The organism is Spirulina sp. CCNP1310, assembly GCF_034932185.1.
GTDB lineage: Bacteria > Cyanobacteriota > Cyanobacteriia > Cyanobacteriales > Spirulinaceae > Spirulina.
The window spans coordinates 105,234-121,160 of sequence record NZ_JAYGHW010000001.1 but is presented as its reverse complement, the minus strand read 5'-3'; the positions used below and the strand labels follow the sequence as shown (position 1 = coordinate 121,160).

Sequence of the window (15,927 nt, the reverse complement as noted above, 5' to 3'; positions counted from 1 at the left end):
CTGTGGAAATTTTAGCTAGGATAGAGGTTATAGCGTGCGCTTTTTTTGAGAGGCGATGGACTGATGAAGAATTTGCGTGGCGTGGGGTTGGTGATGGTTGCTCTGTTGGGTTTGGCGGGGTGTGGGGAGCTGGATGGGCCTGAGGTGAGAGCGGCTGATCCGGTGGATCGGTTATGGACGGAGGGGAAGGTGCAGGTGATGTTGCCGGTGCAGGTGAGGATTGAGTTGAGGTCTGGGGGGGTTGGGGATCATGAGTTGGTGGAGTTTAATCCGGAGACGGGGGAGTTGGCGTTGGCGGGTGTGGGGGAGCGTTTATCGATGGGGGATATTGTCAAGTTGGAGCGGAATCGGCGGGAGGATCAGGGGGTGGTGTTGGGGCAGCGGAGTAAGATTCGGGGGCCGGAGATGGGGAGGCCGGAGACTTGGGAGGTTCCTTTGGGGGCGATGGAGAATCGGGAGGGGATGATTGAGATTCGGGGTAGGGAGGTTTGGGATGATGAGGAGTTACGGGGGAAGTTGGAGCGTCAGAATGGTCAGGAGTTTGTGTTGGAGTGGATTGTGCCGTTGTCGGAGGATGAGGTGGAGATTATGGTGAGTGGGGTGGGTCGTATGGGGGGAACAGATGATGCCAATTAATATAGCAATCCGCCATGATTTGTGAAAATTCTGACTCCCCTCCCCCAAGTAGGGGCTGGGTCTCCCTGCCCTAGCTGCTTATCCTTCAATTTTGAGTGATTCTAAATCTCGATACCCATTGATAATCCGAGCGATATCGATGCCATCGGGTCGAGGAAAGTAGAAAATGATGTAATTATCGACGATGAAGCCTCGGAGATTGGTCTGAATGGTGTTGTAATTTTTGCCCATGTTGGGAAATTGAGCAAACTGGCGACATTTTTCCCGAACTTTTTCAAAAAATCGGATCGCCATATCTCGATCAATGGCAGCTTTTGATTCATAAATTGCATCTAAATCTGCTCGGGCCGCTTCGGAGAAAGAATAGGTTCCCATTATTGACCGGGGTTTGGTTGCTGTAAACGGTTGAAGATGCGATCGAAGACTTGTTCTCCGTCTATCACTTGTCCCTGTTTAATTTGAGTGGCACCGATCGCGATTTCCTGACGCAGTTCGGTGAGGTATTGCTGGCGTTGGTCGAGGAGGTCTAGGGCGGCTAGGATGACCTCATGGGCGGATTGGTAATGTCCTTGGTTGAGTTGCTCGGCAATCCGTTGTTCGATTTCTGGGGTGAGTGATAGGTTCATGGGAACAGGAGGAGCGTTATGGATTACTTTGATGATAGTCGCGGAGGTGGCTCTGCTGTGGCGCGGGCTTGGGTGGCTCTGTCGCTATCGGGGCGACTCAATTTCTGCGCCTTCGGACAATAATAGAGGAAAGGGAGTCACGGGGAGGGTTGAGCTATGAGGGGACGTTGGGTGGGTTCGCTGTTGACGGTTTCGCTGTTGTTGGGGATGGGGTCTCTGTCGTCTTGGGTGGGGGCGGAGACGGTTTTGGTACAGGGGAGAATGTCGGAAAGGGAGGTTGAGCAACTGTTAGAGCAGGGCTTTCAACAGACACAACAGGGGCAACCTATGCAGGCTATAGAAACATTTGAGCGTGTTTTAGTGGCGGCTCGACAATGGCAAGCCCGGCAGTTGGAAGCTACAGCCCTTTTAGGAATTGGTCGCAATTATGAGCAAATTGGACAAAGACAACAGGCTTTAGAGTTCTATAGGCAAACACTGATTCTTTTTCGAGAAACAAATGCGAGATTAGGAGAATCCGCTACTCTTAATAACATTGGTGCGGTGTACAATACATTGGGTAACCGGACTGAAGCTCTGAACTACTTCAACCAGGCTTTGCCAATTACGCGAGAAGTGGGCGATCTCCCTATGGAAGCCACCACTCTCAATAACATTGGTGGAGTGTACGATGCCTTGGGCAACCGGACTGAAGCCCTGAATTACTTCAATCAGGCTTTGCAAATTTTTCAAGAAGTGGGCAATCGCTCTGGAGAAGCCACCACTCTCCATAACATTGGTGGAGTGTACGATGCCTTGGGCAAGCGGACTGAAGCTCTGAACTACTTCAATCAGGCTTTGCAAATTTTGCGAGAAGTGGGCAATCGCTCAGGAGAAGCCACCACCCTCAATAACATTGGCTTGGTGTACCATAACTTGGGCAATCGGACTGAAGCCCTGAACTACTACAATCAGGCTTTGCTAATTACGCGAGAAGTGGGCGATCGCTCTGGAGAGGCCACCACTCTCAATAACATTGGTTTGGCGTACAATGCCTTGGGCAAGCGGACTGAAGCCTTGAATTACTACAATCAGGCCTTGCCAATTCTGCAAGAAGTGGGCAATCGCTCAGGGGAAGCCACCACTCTCAATAACATGGGTGGAGTGTACGATACATTGGGCAACCGAACTGAAGCCCTGAACTACTACAATCAGGCTTTGCCGATTACGCAAGAAGTGGGCGATCGCTCTGGAGAGGCCACCACTCTCAATAACATTGGTTTGGTGTACAATGCCTTGGGCAAGCGGACTAAAGCCTTGAATTACTACAATCAGGCCTTGCCAATTCTGCAAGAAGTGGACAATCGCTCAGGGGAAGCCGCGACTCTCAATAACATTGGTGTAGTGTACAATGCCTTGGGCAACGGGACTGAAGCCCTGAACTACTACAATCAGGCTTTGCTAATTACGAGAGAAGTGGGTGATCGCTCAGGGGAAGCCACCACTCTCAATAACATTGGTAGGGTGTACCACACTTTGGGTAACGGGACTGTAGCTCTGGTCTACTACAGTCAGGCTTTGTCGATTACGCGAGAAGTGGGCGATCTCTCAGGGGAAGCCACCACTCTCAATAACATTGGTGGAGTGTACAATGACTTGGGCAAGCGGACTGAAGCCCTGAACTACTACAATCAGGCTTTGCCAATTCTGCGAGAAGTGGGCGATCGCTCTGGAGAAGCCGACACTCTCAATAACATAGCCTTTGTCTACCGAGACACAAACCAACCCGACAAAGCCATCACCTACTGGGAAGACTCCCTCAACATCCTCCTTGAACTCCGAGGCGAACTACAAAAAGAATTCCGCGAGACTTTCCTCCAAACCAATCGCGGTAGAGCCGTTGCCCTCGTTGACCTGCTCATCGACCAAAACCAGCCCCAACGCGCCTTTGAATGGGCCAACCGCGTCACCACCTACGAACTCGCCGACTATAACCGCCTCATCGGCGTGCGCGTCGCCAACCCCGAAACCCAAACCGCCCTCGATGATTGGAACAACCAACATCAACAAATCCAAGCCCTTCGCCAACAACTCCAAGACAACTTCAGCACCGACCTCGTAGACCAACTCCGCAACCTAGAAACCCAAGTCAATCAACAAGCCGAAACCCTCGCCAACACCCACCCCGAAATCGCCGAACTCTTTGAAATCCAACCCGAAGACCTTAGCCAACTCCAAGCCAGCCTCCCCCCCGGAACCGTCGTCCTCCAACCCGTCCTCCTCACCAACATCCAAAACGTCCCCGACACCATCGCCCTCTTCCTCCTCAGCCGCGACAGCCTCAGCGTCAAAAAAGTCCCCATCAATGGCGATGAATTCAACGAGTCCGTCAAAAACTACCGCCAAATGCTCCAAAGCTACAACAGCGGCTATCTTCCCCTTGCCAACACCCTCTACGACCACCTGATCCGCCCCGTTGCCCCAGAGATCGAAGCCCTCAACCCCCAACAACTCGCCATCATCGCCACCGGCCCCCTCCGCCAATTCCCCTTTGAAACCCTCCGAGACTCCCAAACCGACACATTCCTCCTGCAACAATACCCCATCCATTACCTCACCCGCCTCTCCAGTCGCTCCCTCCTCGCCAACCCCACCGCACCCATAACCCTCCCCCTCTGGACAATCCCCCTCCTCCTCACCATCATCGGCATAGGCGCAACCGCCAAACACCAATGGAAACTAGGCGGAACCCTCCTCACCGCCGCCCTGATCACCTCCACCCTCACCCCCCGCCTCACCCCCAACCATCGCATCCTAGGCTTTGCCAACCCCAAACCCCAAGACCCCTTTGATCTCCCCGGAACCGAAGCCGAAGTCGATGCCCTCCTTCAGCTTGCCCCCACCAGCGAAATCTACCGCCACCAACAAGCCACCCTCGAACAATTCAAACGACAATCCCCCCGCCATCGCTATCTCCATCTCGCCACCCACGGCTGCTTTCAGCAACTCGGCTGTTGCCTGCAAGAAACTTGTCCCGATTATCAGCCAGACATGAAAGCCAACACCCTCCTCTTTGCCGATCAAGAATATCCCCTAGCAGACGCAGCATTACTAGGGTTACAAAACACCGAACTGGTCGCATTAACCGCCTGTCAGACCGCCCTACAAACCAACATCGATGGCGATGCCATTATGGGCATGGCCTATATCTGGGAACGAGCCGGAGCCAAGGCACTAATGGCAACCCTCTGGAATGTTGATGATGAAATCACAGCAGCAATCACCACCGAATTTTATCGCCTGATCATCGAAGAAAAACTCAGCAAAGCAGAAGCCCTACAACAAGCCAAACTAAGCCTCAAAGACTTCGATCGCCATCACCCCTACCTCTGGTCTCCCTTAATCCTCATCGGCGATCCCCGTTAGCTGGTAGCGGAATGTTTTGGTGCGATCGCCTCGCCCCCCGCCTCGAACCCACTCCCCCCAGCACGGAACCCCTCCCCCTCAGCGAATAATCATCCTCTTTGGGGATAGGGTGTGTTCTTAAAATCTAATTTTCAAAAAAAGGAGAACTATTGAAAACGATTTTCATGATTTTTACCAGCTTTTTTCGATTTCAATATCTTGAGGCGTAAGATAAGAAAATTCGATATTCATGACTTCCAAAAGTTTTAAAAACATTTCAGGTTCTAATCCTATGATTTCTGCTCCTTTTTGAAGACTAATCAGCCGAGAAACTAAAGCGCCAACGACGAAAATAAATTTTTTCTTTTGTTCAATATTGTTAAACAGTTGCACTTCGGCAGCAATTGCTTGGAATGGGGTTGTATTTTCCATTGAAGCGACTAAAAGCATGATCGATTACCTTGATTATAATCAGGGAAAACTGGAACGACAAAAATCCCTGTTTGCAATCTTAGATTACAAACAGGGGGTTTGATAACTTTTTAGTTCGCCTGTACGAGCTTAACTGCTCTTCTGACTCGCGGTTTGGATGTACAGAATCAGCAAGAAAACCGTCGGAACTAATACAAAAAGAATCGTTGCGATAAAGCCTAAGTCGTTGACCTGCATAGTTAGCCTCTGGAAAAATCGACACCCCTAGAATATCACCCTCAGGGGGCGAAACAGATCCGCCCCTATTCACAGAGGTTTAGGGGGTGGGGTCGCTCCACGGTTTTCTAGGGCTTCACCCGTACCGTCACATCTCCACTATTCACCACCGTTTGGCAAGCGAGGCGATAGGTATCGGGCTTTTTGCGGAGCTTACGGTTTTCCGTTTCCGTGCGCTCCGAGAGGCCCGCTGCACCGGATAACACCTCAACAATGCAGGTTCCACATTGGCCATAGCCACCACAGTTCGTCAACTTGCCCTTGAGGGTGTAGAGGTCTACTTGATTTTGTAACGCCTGTTCCCGGAGGTTTGCCCCGTTCGCCGCAATCACCTCCTGTTTGAGGCCTTGTTTTTCATTGATAAAGGTAATGTTCGCCATGCCTGCTCCTACGCTGGGGGATCGGTCTTAGCAAGCCAAGACCGCTGCCTCTATTGTATGAAGAAATGCTAACTTTTTTAAAGTATTTTAACAATTCTCCCTAGGGCAGATCAAAAATCCGGTTATCGGGGACATTGCTCACCGCCCGCTGGAGTTCAGCAATGGAGCGGTTGTAGGTAATGATTGCTGTTAACAGGTTGCCCCGGGCCCTGGTCAGTTCCGTTTGGGCCGTGATTACATCGGTTTGCGTCCCCACACCGGCTTGGAACCGTAGCCGCGCCAAGCGTAAACTTTCCTCCGCTAACTGCACCGCTGCCGTCGCTGTGCGGATGTTTTGTTCGTTGGCGGTGGAATTTTCATAGGCTTGCTCCACTTCGAGGCGGATTTGATTGCGCTGCTCCTCAAAGGAGACTTCCGCTAATTCAATATCAATCTCCTCCTGAACACTTTGGGCCCGGGCTGCGCCACCATCAAAGAAGCGCCACCGCAACCGGGCCCCAATGGCATAGCCATCGGCGGGGCCGGTATTGTCGTTAAACCGATCTAAAATGTTATAGCTGGCAAAGACGCTCACTTGGGGCCGCACCGCTGCGAGGGCAACGCGCCGCTGCTGTTCGTTGATGTCTCGTTGGAGCAAGTCCTGCTCCAATTCAGCGCGGTTGCGGTAGGCGAGGACGATGGTATCGGCAAGGGAAAGTTCCCAGGGTTGTACCGGGCGAATTTCATCGGCGGTGGTGACTTCCACCTGTTGCCCCAGGGCGAGGACACGCACCAATTCCCGGCGGGCGATCGCCTGGTTGGCCCGGGCCTGGGTCAAGGCCTGCTCACTATTCGCCAAATCCACCTGGGCCCGAATCACATCAAACCGCGTCCCTAACCCCGCTGTTTGCAACAGTTCCGCATCCCTCAGGGTTTGCTGCCCCAGTTCTACGGATTGCTCCTCAATCCCCACCCGTTGATCCCGTTCTTGGAGCGTGTAGTAGGCCGTCGTCGCATCAAGGCGAATTTGCTCGGCAATGCGCTCCACTTCCAGATAACCCAACCGGATTTGGTGCTCTGCTTCCTGAATCCGGGCTTCAATCCGCCCCCCGGAAATAATGTCATAGTTCACCTCCACTTGAGCGCTAAGGGTGTCGGTGGTGTTATCTCCCGTGGCCAGGGGATTTTGCCGCTGTTGCAATCGTCCGGAGGCGGAACTTTCGCGGGTGAGGCCCACAGTGCCATCCACGGTCGGTAGACGACCCGCACGGGCTAGGTCTAAACCGGCATAGGCCCTGTCTAAGTTGAGGCGGGCGGTTTGGAGCGTCGTGTTGTTGCGGCGGGCGAGGGCGATCGCCTGCTCTAAGGTAATCGGTTGGGTAATATCGACGGTGACTTCATCGGCTTCTGTGGGGAAGAGCAACGGATTGCCACTGGGGTTGAGGAAATCCGGGGCCGGGACTTCCTGCCGTCGGGCGGGGGTAATCGGGCTGGGGGCAGTGGGTTCTACTTCCGGTTGAATCAAAATTTCATTAAAATCCCCTTCCATCGTCCCTAAAGGCGCATCCTCAGAGAAGGGATCCGATTGGCTAATGGTGGATTCCGGCTCTGGGCCTTGGGGTTTGGGGATCTCCCTCTCCCTTTGGGTGAGGGTGGGTTCCGGTGGAGGGATGACTGCCTCCTGGCCTTGGGGTTCCGGCAGACGGACGATTTCCCCTTCCGCCCTGGGTTTGGGTTTTGCGACAGTGGGATCGAGGTTGGTGAGGGGGCCAGGGGCCATCGGTGCGCTCTCGCGGATGGGTACGCTATCGCGGATCGCCTCCGGATTCTGGTTTAGTGGCTCCACTGGGGTGGCGGGGGCTACAGTCATTGCCAAGGATTCTCCCGGCTCATCGGCAACGGCTACCGGGGCGGCTACCGTGGGGCGGGGTTGAGCCGCTATGATAGCCTCCCCGACGGGATCAGCGGCCCGTTGAGGAGCCGTCGTTTGCACAGTGGGGGGTAAGGGGGCAAAGGCTACCGCTGATACGGGTTTGCCATACTTATCCACCACCGCCCCAAACTCATCTGCCTCCGTTGCCGCCAGGAAGCTCGGTTGGGGGGTTGAGGGGGGTTGAGTTGGGTTAACTGCGGGCTGGGAGGGTGACTCTGCGGTTGTGGGGCGAGGCTCCATCTGTTCAGCATCAACGGCGGTGGGGGTAGCCGCTGGCGCAGAACGAAAGGGAAAGACAGCCTGAGCCGCAACCGGCACAGCATACCCCAGGGCAACAACGGCCCCAGCACTGACAATAACGAGAGAACGAAACTTGAGCATCGATATTTTTTGGGCTGAGGGTTCCTAGAACTTAACCGGCGCAGGTCGCGGTACAGGTTAATCTTAATAACTGACGGTGAAGATCACAATTTTTCGCTCATCTTTTGTCGATTGCTATGCAGACTTTATATGTTGAACCCGGCTCAGAAGATCGCGATCGCAGCAATGCCTCTGCCCCCCCGGATCGCCACCGTCCCCTCCGTACCTTGACCGCTGCCCTCAAGCTGGCCCAACCCCAAACCATTATCCAACTCCGACCGGGAACCTACAACCGCGCTCATGGGGAAATCTTCCCCCTGATTGTGCCGCCGGGCGTGATGATCATTGGTGATGAGCGGAACCATGGACAACATATTGCCATTGAGGGCAATGGCCTCTACTATAGCCACGCCTTCCAACAGCAGAATGTGACGTTAATTTTGGGCGATCGCGCCCAACTGCGGGGTATTAGCCTCAGTAATCGCGCCCCCAAAGGGATCGGCATTTGGATTGAAACCGCTTCCCCCACCGTGAGCAACACTACGATCACCCGCTGCACCCTCGCAGGCATCGCTGTGATTGGCAATAGTAAGCCGCAAATTCAAGATAACCGCATCACCCACAACGGTTCAGCAGGGATTTTTCTGCGCCGCAATGCCAAGGGAGAACTGATCCGCAACTATTGCCACGCCACCGGCTACGGCATCACCCTCAGCGATGATAGCGCCCCTTTAGTCACCGATAACACCTGCACCGGCAACCAAGTGGGCATCTACCTCTCCCATCGGGTTCAGCCGGTGTTACGGCGCAATCGCCTCGAAGAGAATCAAACCGCTGGTTTGGTGGCCAAGGAAGCCGCCCGCCCGGATTTAGGCCATCCCCAAGATCCTGGCCGCAATATTCTGCGGGGCAATGGCCGCTGTGATCTTGAGAATGAAACCAGTCACCGCTTGTTAATTTCCGGCAATGATATTGCCCCCCAACGGATTCAGGGGTTGGTGGATTTGGCCCCGGTGGAGGTGGAGCAGGGCAGTTTAGGGCCTTCCCAGTTTCGGGATGTGGGGGGCCATTGGGCAGCGGCGTTTATTGAGGCACTGGTGGAGCGGCAATTGTTGCGGGGATTTCCCGATGGCAGTTTTCGCCCCGATGGCCGGTTGACGCGGGCGGAATTTGCGGCGCTGATTGCCCAAGCCTTTGATTTGCCCCGACAGTTGGGGACGCGGCGCAGTTTTCGGGATGTGGCGGAGAATTTTTGGGGGGCGGAGGCGATCGCCAAGGCGGCCCAAATGGGCTTTATCGCGGGCTATGAAGATGGTACGTTTCGCCCCCAGCAGAATTTAACGCGGGTGCAGGCGGTGGTGGCCTTGGTGAATGGGTTGGGGTTAACGGGGGCAAATTTGGAAAGTTTAGGGGCCTACGCCGACCGGGCGTTAATTCCCAGTTATGCGACGGCGGCGATGGCGATCGCCATTGAAAAACGCCTCATGGCCACCCATCCCGACCCGGAAAACTGCCACCCTCAACGGGAAATCACCCGTGCTGAAGTGGCGGTCTTTCTTTACCAGAGCCTAGTCACGATGGGAACCCTGCCCCCCCTCTTCTCCCCCTACCTGGTCAACCCCGACCCCTATCTACCCACATTTAAGGATGTGCGAGATCATTGGTCAGAACCCTTTTTGCGCCGCCTCAGCAGTGGGGAACTGATCAGCGGGTTTAGTGATGGCACGTTCCGCCCCGATCAACCGATCAACCGCGCCCAATACGCCGCCCTATTGGTGAAAATGCTCAACCCTAAGCCGATCCGGCCCGCAACACAATTCCTGGATGTGTTGCCGGAATTTTGGGGCCACAGTGCCATTGTGCAGGCCTATCGCGGCGGTTTTTTAAGTGGTTTCCCGGATCAAACTTTTCACCCCGATCAACGGTTACAGCGGATTCATTTAATCGTGTCCCTGGCCAGCGGTTTAGGGTTAACCCCAGGGGATGAGGCCTTGGTGGCGCAATACCCCGATGGGCCGGAGATTCCCACCTATGCCCGTGGCGCGGTTGCCGCTGCGACTTTGGCTAACCTGATTGTGCGCAATCCTGATCATGCCAATCTGGCTCCCAAACAGGAAGCCACCCGTGCTGAAGCGGCGGTGATGCTCTATCAGAGCCTCGTTCACCAAGGAATCCTGTTGCCCATTCCTTCCCCCTATTTGGTGGCAGTTTAGGCGCAAAAAACCCCTGCTGTCTGGGCCGGGGAAAAGTCAATGTACAATCAAGCTCAATGGAAAGAGGAAAGAGGACAGAGAAGAGAGGATAGAGTCAAGTTTAGCGTTCTCCCGCACTTCTCACTGCTCGCTCCTGCTTCGCTGATCTTGCTGTTTTCCCGTTTAACTGCCCCCCGTGACCAACCCCCCCCCGCCCCCATTGGACTTTTCCCCACAACTTCGCTTCATTTTGTTTTTGCTCGTAGCGATCGCCCTTCTGGGTGCTGGCTTTTATTTTTTCAGCGATAGCGACCCCTATATTCAAGCCGTTCTTGCCCTTGAAGGCCAGGGCGATGGCTTCACGAATGCCGATCGCGGCCATGCCATCTTTGAAATTAACTGCGCTGGTTGCCATGGGGTTTATGCCACTGGCAACGTTGGCCCCAGCCTCGAAAATCTCTCTCGCCACAAATCCGACGCGATGATCATCCATCAGGTGATCAGTGGCGACACTCCCCCGATGCCAAAATTTCAACCCAACCCCCAAGATATGGCGGATCTGCTCCGGTATCTCAAACGCCTCTAAGCCATGACCCAACGGTTTCGTCCCTGACGTTTGGCACTGTAGAGGGCGCGATCCGCCGCCAACAAAAAAGCACGGGGTGATTCATGGGGGGAAGGGAGCCAACTCATTACCCCTAAACTCACCGAGACCCAGGGGGAAACCTCCGACATGGCATGGGGAATTTTTAACTCTGTCACTTTCACCCCGATGCGTTGGGCAACGGTAATTGAGCCGGAGGCTGTCGTATCGGGAAGAATGACCGCGAACTCTTCCCCACCATAGCGAGCCACCAAATCCGCTGGCCGCTTCACCGATTGCTCTAAGGCGCGGGCGATCGCCACCAGGCAATCATCCCCCATCTGATGGCCATAGTGATCGTTATACTGTTTGAAAAAATCCACATCGCAAATAATCAAGCCAATCATGGCCTGATCCCGCGCTGCCCGTTGCCACACCTGTTCTAAATATTGATCAAAGCGGCGACGATTAGCCAAATGAGTCAAGCCGTCGGAGGTGGCCAACCGTTGTAATTCAGCGTTGGCTTGGGCTAGTTCAGCGGTGCGCTCCGCCACCCGTTGCTCTAGGGTGTAGGTATATTGCTCCTGGGCAGCATAGAGGCGAGCATTTTCCAAGGAAATCCCCGCTTGAGCACAGAGCAATTGCACCAACTCCAACCGCGCCGCACTAAACACCCCCGTCGCTAAATTATTTTCTAAATAGACAATATTTAAGAGCTTGCCTTGGTGAAAGAGGGGGGCGCAGAGCAATGAGCGCGGTTGATGCTTGAGGATATAAAAATCATGGCTTTGGTAGAGGGGAGAGGCGGGGTCATGGATCGCTTGACTGGCATCATCGACGACAACCGTGGTGAGGGTGCGCACCACATAAACCAACAGCGATAGGGGTAAGCGGCCCTCCGGTGATTGATGTTGCAGTAGTTGCACCGATTCTTGTTCGCGGCTCGTCTCCCCCGCTGCATCGGCTTCTCCTTCCATTTCAATGAACCATTGCCCTTCCACCGGACTGAGGAGATAGCCCCGCTCTGCGCCGGTATTCGTGAGCAGCATTTCAATGAGGCGGGCAAGGAGGCGATCGAGGCGAATTTCCCGCGAGAGGGCTTGGGAAGCTTGGATCACCGTGGCGAGATCGACGTGATGGGGGTGGCTGGTGGTGGAGGTCGGGGTGGTGGGTAGATGATGGACAAAGAGGGTGGGGTAGCTGGCATCAAGGTGATCGACCTTGGCCATTGCTCCCCATTTTTGATAGGTATAGCGGGCTTCCTGGAGATAGGCCTTCGCCACCAAGGTTTTGCCCTGGTTGAGATAAAACCGCGCCGCCAGTTCATAGGCCAGGGCCAATTCACTGAGATAACCCTGCTCAGTGGCGAGGGCGATCGCCTCGTCATACAACCGCATCGCCGTCGTCAACTGCCCCAAATACCCCGGTCGTGTCGCATCACTGCAGGACAATCGCTCCGCCTGCACCAAACAAAGGCGATGGCCATAGGGAATCGGCCCCCACTTCGCCCAGCGGGTTAACCGGCGTTCATGGGCTTGGGCCCGTTGCCACAATGCTTGCAGGTGGGGAGGGGGATCGGATTTGAGTAGGGCAAAACAGGTGAGGGCATCGTAGAAGCACCACAGACCATAGGCCAAGGTTCCCCGAGCCGAATCCTGATATTGGTGAGCAGTTTGGGCATGGATGCGAGCCGCTAACGGATCCCCAAACCAATAGGACAACACCAATTTATTCAGGGCAAACTCAAAGCGGCCGTAATCATCCCCAGGGGAAGCAATCCGGCTGGTGGCCCGGGCCACCAAGGTATCGTAGAGATGGGTTTCGCGGGGTAGCGTGGGGTGGTTATCTGCCAGATGGGAGAGCACTTCCAAAGAAGCACGGTAGAGTTCGAGGGTGGCGGTGGCATAGGGGTTTTTCGGCGCTCCCTCTCCCAGGGCGGTTAAGGTGTTGTGGAGTTCCCCCACCTCCGTTAACCCCAAGTAGTAGCGGTGGCTATAGCCGGTGGTCAGGGCAGCGGTGGCGGTGGCCAGATCCCCCACATCTAAACAGGCTTGATAGGCCCCTTGCAGTTCCGTCACCACCTCCCGACTATGCATCGACCAATGGTGGAGATAGGCAGCATTGAGCCAGAGAATCGGCCCCCGCACCGTCGGGCAGGGGAGATAATCGACAATTTCTAGGGCCCACCGGCCCAGGATCATCGGTGTACTAGCGCGAATTCCCCAAGGCCGTTGTCCGAGATCATTCCCCAACCACACCGCAAAATGACCATAACCCACCGCAGAATCGGCGCTATGGCCATAGCGCATCGCCGCCTGTACCTGCCGAATGGTGAGGAGGCGGTAGAGGCGGGGGGTGGCGGTGGCGAGGGCTGGTAACGTTGTCGTGATCAACGATAGGGCAGCTTGGAGTTGGGGGGGTTGTTGACTGGGGGGATTCAGCTTGAGGGGAGACTGTCGCCACAGTTGCCATAAGGTTAACCCCGTGGCCCAAACCAACTGCACCGGATGGGGCTGGGGAGGATAGTGCAGATCGAGACGACGGAGAATGTGTCGGAGCGTATCCACTGCCCCTTGAGGATTGCCCTTGGCCATCTGGGCCCGGATCTCAATATCATAGGCTTTGACCTGATCCAACACTGCCCGGGTATGGAGGCGGATGGTTTGTAAATAGGCTGCCATCACTTCGTATTCGCCGAGGCTATAGGCATTGTCCGCCCCATGGGTATAGAGGTTGAGGGTTAAGGCATATTGGCTTGACCAACAATTGGGGGCTAAGAGGGCAATGCCTGCCCGGCAATAACTGAGGGCGGCCCCGTAGGCGGAGGCGGCTTGGGCCCGCTGGGCGGCTTGCAGGTTCAGTTCTGCCCCCTGTTGGCGGATCATGGAGGTGACAACGATGGGGTAGCCAAAGTTGCAGTGGTCGGCAATGGTGAAGATGTTGCGGGGGTAGCTTCTGGGGTTGTGGGGTTTGAGTAAGAGCAGGGCGATTTTGTAGTGGGCTTTGATCCGCTCGTGGGGGGCGAGGAGTTCGTAGGCCGCCTGTTGAATGCGGTCATGGCGGAACCTGTATTGTTGCCCATGGGGATTGGGGAGGAGGGCGTGGTTCAGGGCGGGGGTGAGGGCGGTTTGGGTGGTGGTGAGGGGTTGTTCGAGGAGTTCGGAGAGGAGTTCTACTTCCACATGACGGCCAAAACAGGCTCCGTAGCGTAGCGCTCGCTGGGTGGCGGGGGGAAATTGTTGAATCATGGCGATCATGAATTCAACCACGTTGTCGGTGCTGGGTTGGGCGGCGATCGCCCCTAGATCCCATTGCCATTCCTGACGGCTGGCATCCCAGGCAATCAGACCATCGCGGACGCTGGCTTGGAGAAATTCACGGGTAAAGAAGGGGTTGCCGCCGGTTTTGTCCTGGATCAGGTGGGCGAGGGGTTCCACCTGACGATGGCTCTGGCTAAAGGTGGTGGCCAGGAAGGCGGCGATCGCCCCCCATGCCAAGGGATCTAAGGCCAGTTTGAGGGTGGGGGGATGTCCCGGTTGGGGGGTGAGGAGGGCCTGGAGGGGATGGTGGGGGGAGAGTTCCCCATCCCGATAGGCCCCAATCACCAGGAGCGAGAGGTTGGCGATTGCCGAGCGCATTTGGAGGTCTTTGAGCAACACCTCCAATAGTTTCAACGTGGCGGTATCAGCCCATTGCAGATCATCTAAAAACAGGACAATGGGATGTTCTGGCCGACAGACCAGGCGCAGAAACTGCCCCATGACCCGATGAAAGCGTTGTTGGGCTTCGACAATCCCCAAGGGAACTACCGGCGGCTGCGGCCCGAGAATGAGCGCCAATTCCGGCAAAACCTCCACCAAAACAGCGGGATTACTTAACTCGGTTTGGAGGCGCGATCGCCATTGGGCCAACAGATGATCCGGTTCACTGAGCAGATGGCGCACCCATTGATTCAACGCTTGGCTGATCACATCGTAGGGACGGGTGGCTTGGAGTTGATCACATTTGCCGGTGAGGAAATAGCCCCTGGCTTGGGTAATGGCGGGGTAGAGTTCTTGGATCAGGGCAGTTTTGCCCACGCCGGCCCCCCCGGCCACCATCACCAAGGCAATGGGGATCTCCTGCTGCACCACACCCCGCCAAAGGTTGAGGAGTTTTTCCCGCTCGCGATCGCGCCCATAGAGTTGGGCCGGCAGTTGGAACTGCTCAAAATAATCCTGCTCCCCCAAGGGAAAAGCGGAAACATCCGTTGTCAGGTTTAAGGGTTGTTTGCCGTTGTGCCAAGCTTGGCGACAGCGATTGAGATCCCACTGGAGGCCCTTGGCGGTTTGATAGCGCTCCGTTACGGGTTTCGCCAGCAGCTTCATCACCACTTGGGAGAGGGCTTCAGGAATGCGTTGATCCAGGGTGTGGGGTGGGGGCGGTGTGCGGGCCAGATGGCAATGGATCAGTTCCAATAAATCCCCGGAGGGAAAGGGCAATTGGCGGGTGAGCAGTTGGTAAAACGTCACCCCCAAGGCATAGAGATCGGTGCGGGTGTCGAGGGGACAGTTGAGGCGGCCGGTTTGCTCCGGGGAAATGTAGGCGAGGGTGCCTTCTAGGGTGGTGCTGGGGGCGGTGGCACCGGCTACCCCCTGCTGCCAACGGCTTGCCAGGCCAAAATCAATGATTTTCAACTGCCCGCTGTCGGGGTTGTAGATGATGTTGCTGGGGTTGAGGTCTTTGTGGATGATGCTGGCGCGGTGAATGTCCGCTAGGGCGGTGGTGATGGCGATCGCCACCGTAAAAAATTCCTCTAACCCCAGGGTATGGGCTTCGAGATATTGGGCGAGGGACTGCCCCCCAATATCCTCAAAGGTTAAAAAGACCGTATTGCGATAGGGGTGGAGGCCGTAGACCTCAATCACCCCCGGACTTTTGAGGCCTTGGGTGATCTCATATTCATGGCCATAGCAGCGTAGCTGCTCCGGTGTGGGGTAGTCACTCCTGAGCAGCTTGAGAATCATCGGCTGGGGCGGCCCTTCCGATCCCCGTAAGGCACGATAGACCAGTGTTTGCTGGCTTTCATAGAGTAGGCGACGGAGGAGAGGCTGGTTTGTTTTTTCGGCGGGGCAGTCAAACATGGGCAGTGGTGAAAAAAAGAGGG

At 55.4% G+C, this 15,927-nt stretch carries 11 protein-coding genes; 4 read left to right on the top strand and 7 right to left on the bottom strand.

The features are described 5' to 3' along the window. Positions 1–63: 63 nt before the first annotated feature. A complete protein-coding gene (locus VB712_RS00480) occupies positions 64–636 on the top strand; it encodes a hypothetical protein (protein ID WP_323251006.1) in 573 nt (190 codons plus the stop codon). Positions 637–714: 78 nt separating this feature from the next. Here VB712_RS00480 and VB712_RS00475 read toward each other — a convergent pair whose 3' ends face one another. Both VB712_RS00475 and VB712_RS00470 read right to left on the bottom strand, forming a co-directional pair. Then, positions 715–1,011, bottom strand: a complete 297-nt coding sequence (locus VB712_RS00475; RefSeq protein ID WP_323251004.1) for a type II toxin-antitoxin system RelE/ParE family toxin — start codon at positions 1,009–1,011, stop codon at positions 715–717. Next, positions 1,011–1,262 (bottom strand): ribbon-helix-helix domain-containing protein, encoded by a 252-nt coding sequence (locus tag VB712_RS00470; RefSeq protein WP_323251002.1) that lies wholly within the window; start codon positions 1,260–1,262, stop codon positions 1,011–1,013. The genes VB712_RS00475 and VB712_RS00470 overlap by 1 nt, the downstream gene beginning before the upstream one ends. 156 nt (positions 1,263–1,418) lie before the next feature. On the opposite strand from VB712_RS00470, the gene VB712_RS00465 reads away from it, so the two are divergent. Beyond that, positions 1,419–4,667: a CHAT domain-containing protein gene (locus tag VB712_RS00465; protein WP_323251001.1), complete on the top strand. Its 3,249-nt coding sequence runs from the start codon at positions 1,419–1,421 to the stop codon at positions 4,665–4,667. A gap of 171 nt (positions 4,668–4,838) precedes the next feature. Here the strand turns inward: VB712_RS00465 and VB712_RS00460 are convergent, their stop codons facing one another. The 4 genes from VB712_RS00460 to VB712_RS00445 form a co-directional block, all read right to left on the bottom strand. Then, the gene (locus VB712_RS00460; RefSeq protein WP_416236210.1) at positions 4,839–5,078 is read right to left on the bottom strand and encodes a hypothetical protein; all 240 of its coding nucleotides are present in this window, start codon (positions 5,076–5,078) and stop codon (positions 4,839–4,841) included. Positions 5,079–5,207: 129 nt separating this feature from the next. After that, on the bottom strand, positions 5,208–5,315 hold the full coding sequence (gene psbM / locus VB712_RS00455) for a photosystem II reaction center protein PsbM (RefSeq protein WP_323250996.1): 108 nt from the start codon (positions 5,313–5,315) through the stop codon (positions 5,208–5,210). A gap of 107 nt (positions 5,316–5,422) precedes the next feature. Next, the gene (locus VB712_RS00450; protein WP_323250994.1) at positions 5,423–5,734 is read right to left on the bottom strand and encodes a 2Fe-2S iron-sulfur cluster-binding protein; all 312 of its coding nucleotides are present in this window, start codon (positions 5,732–5,734) and stop codon (positions 5,423–5,425) included. Between the two features lie 100 nt (positions 5,735–5,834). Further along, a complete protein-coding gene (locus tag VB712_RS00445; RefSeq protein WP_323250992.1) occupies positions 5,835–8,027 on the bottom strand; it encodes a TolC family protein in 2,193 nt (730 codons plus the stop codon). Positions 8,028–8,143: 116 nt separating this feature from the next. On the opposite strand from VB712_RS00445, the gene VB712_RS00440 reads away from it, so the two are divergent. Next, on the top strand, positions 8,144–10,219 hold the full coding sequence (locus VB712_RS00440; RefSeq protein WP_323250990.1) for an S-layer homology domain-containing protein: 2,076 nt from the start codon (positions 8,144–8,146) through the stop codon (positions 10,217–10,219). Positions 10,220–10,394: 175 nt separating this feature from the next. Then, positions 10,395–10,784 carry a cytochrome c gene (locus tag VB712_RS00435; protein ID WP_323250988.1) on the top strand — a complete coding sequence of 130 codons (390 nt, stop codon included), beginning with the start codon at positions 10,395–10,397 and terminating at the stop codon, positions 10,782–10,784. Here the strand turns inward: VB712_RS00435 and VB712_RS00430 are convergent. Beyond that, positions 10,781–15,904: a diguanylate cyclase domain-containing protein gene (locus tag VB712_RS00430; RefSeq protein ID WP_323250986.1), complete on the bottom strand. Its 5,124-nt coding sequence runs from the start codon at positions 15,902–15,904 to the stop codon at positions 10,781–10,783. The two genes, VB712_RS00435 and VB712_RS00430, sit on opposite strands and share 4 nt — an antisense overlap. Positions 15,905–15,927 lie beyond the last annotated feature (23 nt).

Coding starts and splice junctions, on each gene's coding strand:
- VB712_RS00480 (WP_323251006.1), top strand. CDS start 64: ATGAAGAATTTGCGTGGCGTGGGGTTGGTGATGGTTGCTCTGTTGGGT.
- VB712_RS00475 (WP_323251004.1), bottom strand. CDS start 1,011: ATGGGAACCTATTCTTTCTCCGAAGCGGCCCGAGCAGATTTAGATGCA.
- VB712_RS00470 (WP_323251002.1), bottom strand. CDS start 1,262: ATGAACCTATCACTCACCCCAGAAATCGAACAACGGATTGCCGAGCAA.
- VB712_RS00465 (WP_323251001.1), top strand. CDS start 1,419: ATGAGGGGACGTTGGGTGGGTTCGCTGTTGACGGTTTCGCTGTTGTTG.
- VB712_RS00460 (WP_416236210.1), bottom strand. CDS start 5,078: ATGGAAAATACAACCCCATTCCAAGCAATTGCTGCCGAAGTGCAACTG.
- psbM (WP_323250996.1), bottom strand. CDS start 5,315: ATGCAGGTCAACGACTTAGGCTTTATCGCAACGATTCTTTTTGTATTA.
- VB712_RS00450 (WP_323250994.1), bottom strand. CDS start 5,734: ATGGCGAACATTACCTTTATCAATGAAAAACAAGGCCTCAAACAGGAG.
- VB712_RS00445 (WP_323250992.1), bottom strand. CDS start 8,027: ATGCTCAAGTTTCGTTCTCTCGTTATTGTCAGTGCTGGGGCCGTTGTT.
- VB712_RS00440 (WP_323250990.1), top strand. CDS start 8,144: ATGCAGACTTTATATGTTGAACCCGGCTCAGAAGATCGCGATCGCAGC.
- VB712_RS00430 (WP_323250986.1), bottom strand. CDS start 15,904: ATGTTTGACTGCCCCGCCGAAAAAACAAACCAGCCTCTCCTCCGTCGC.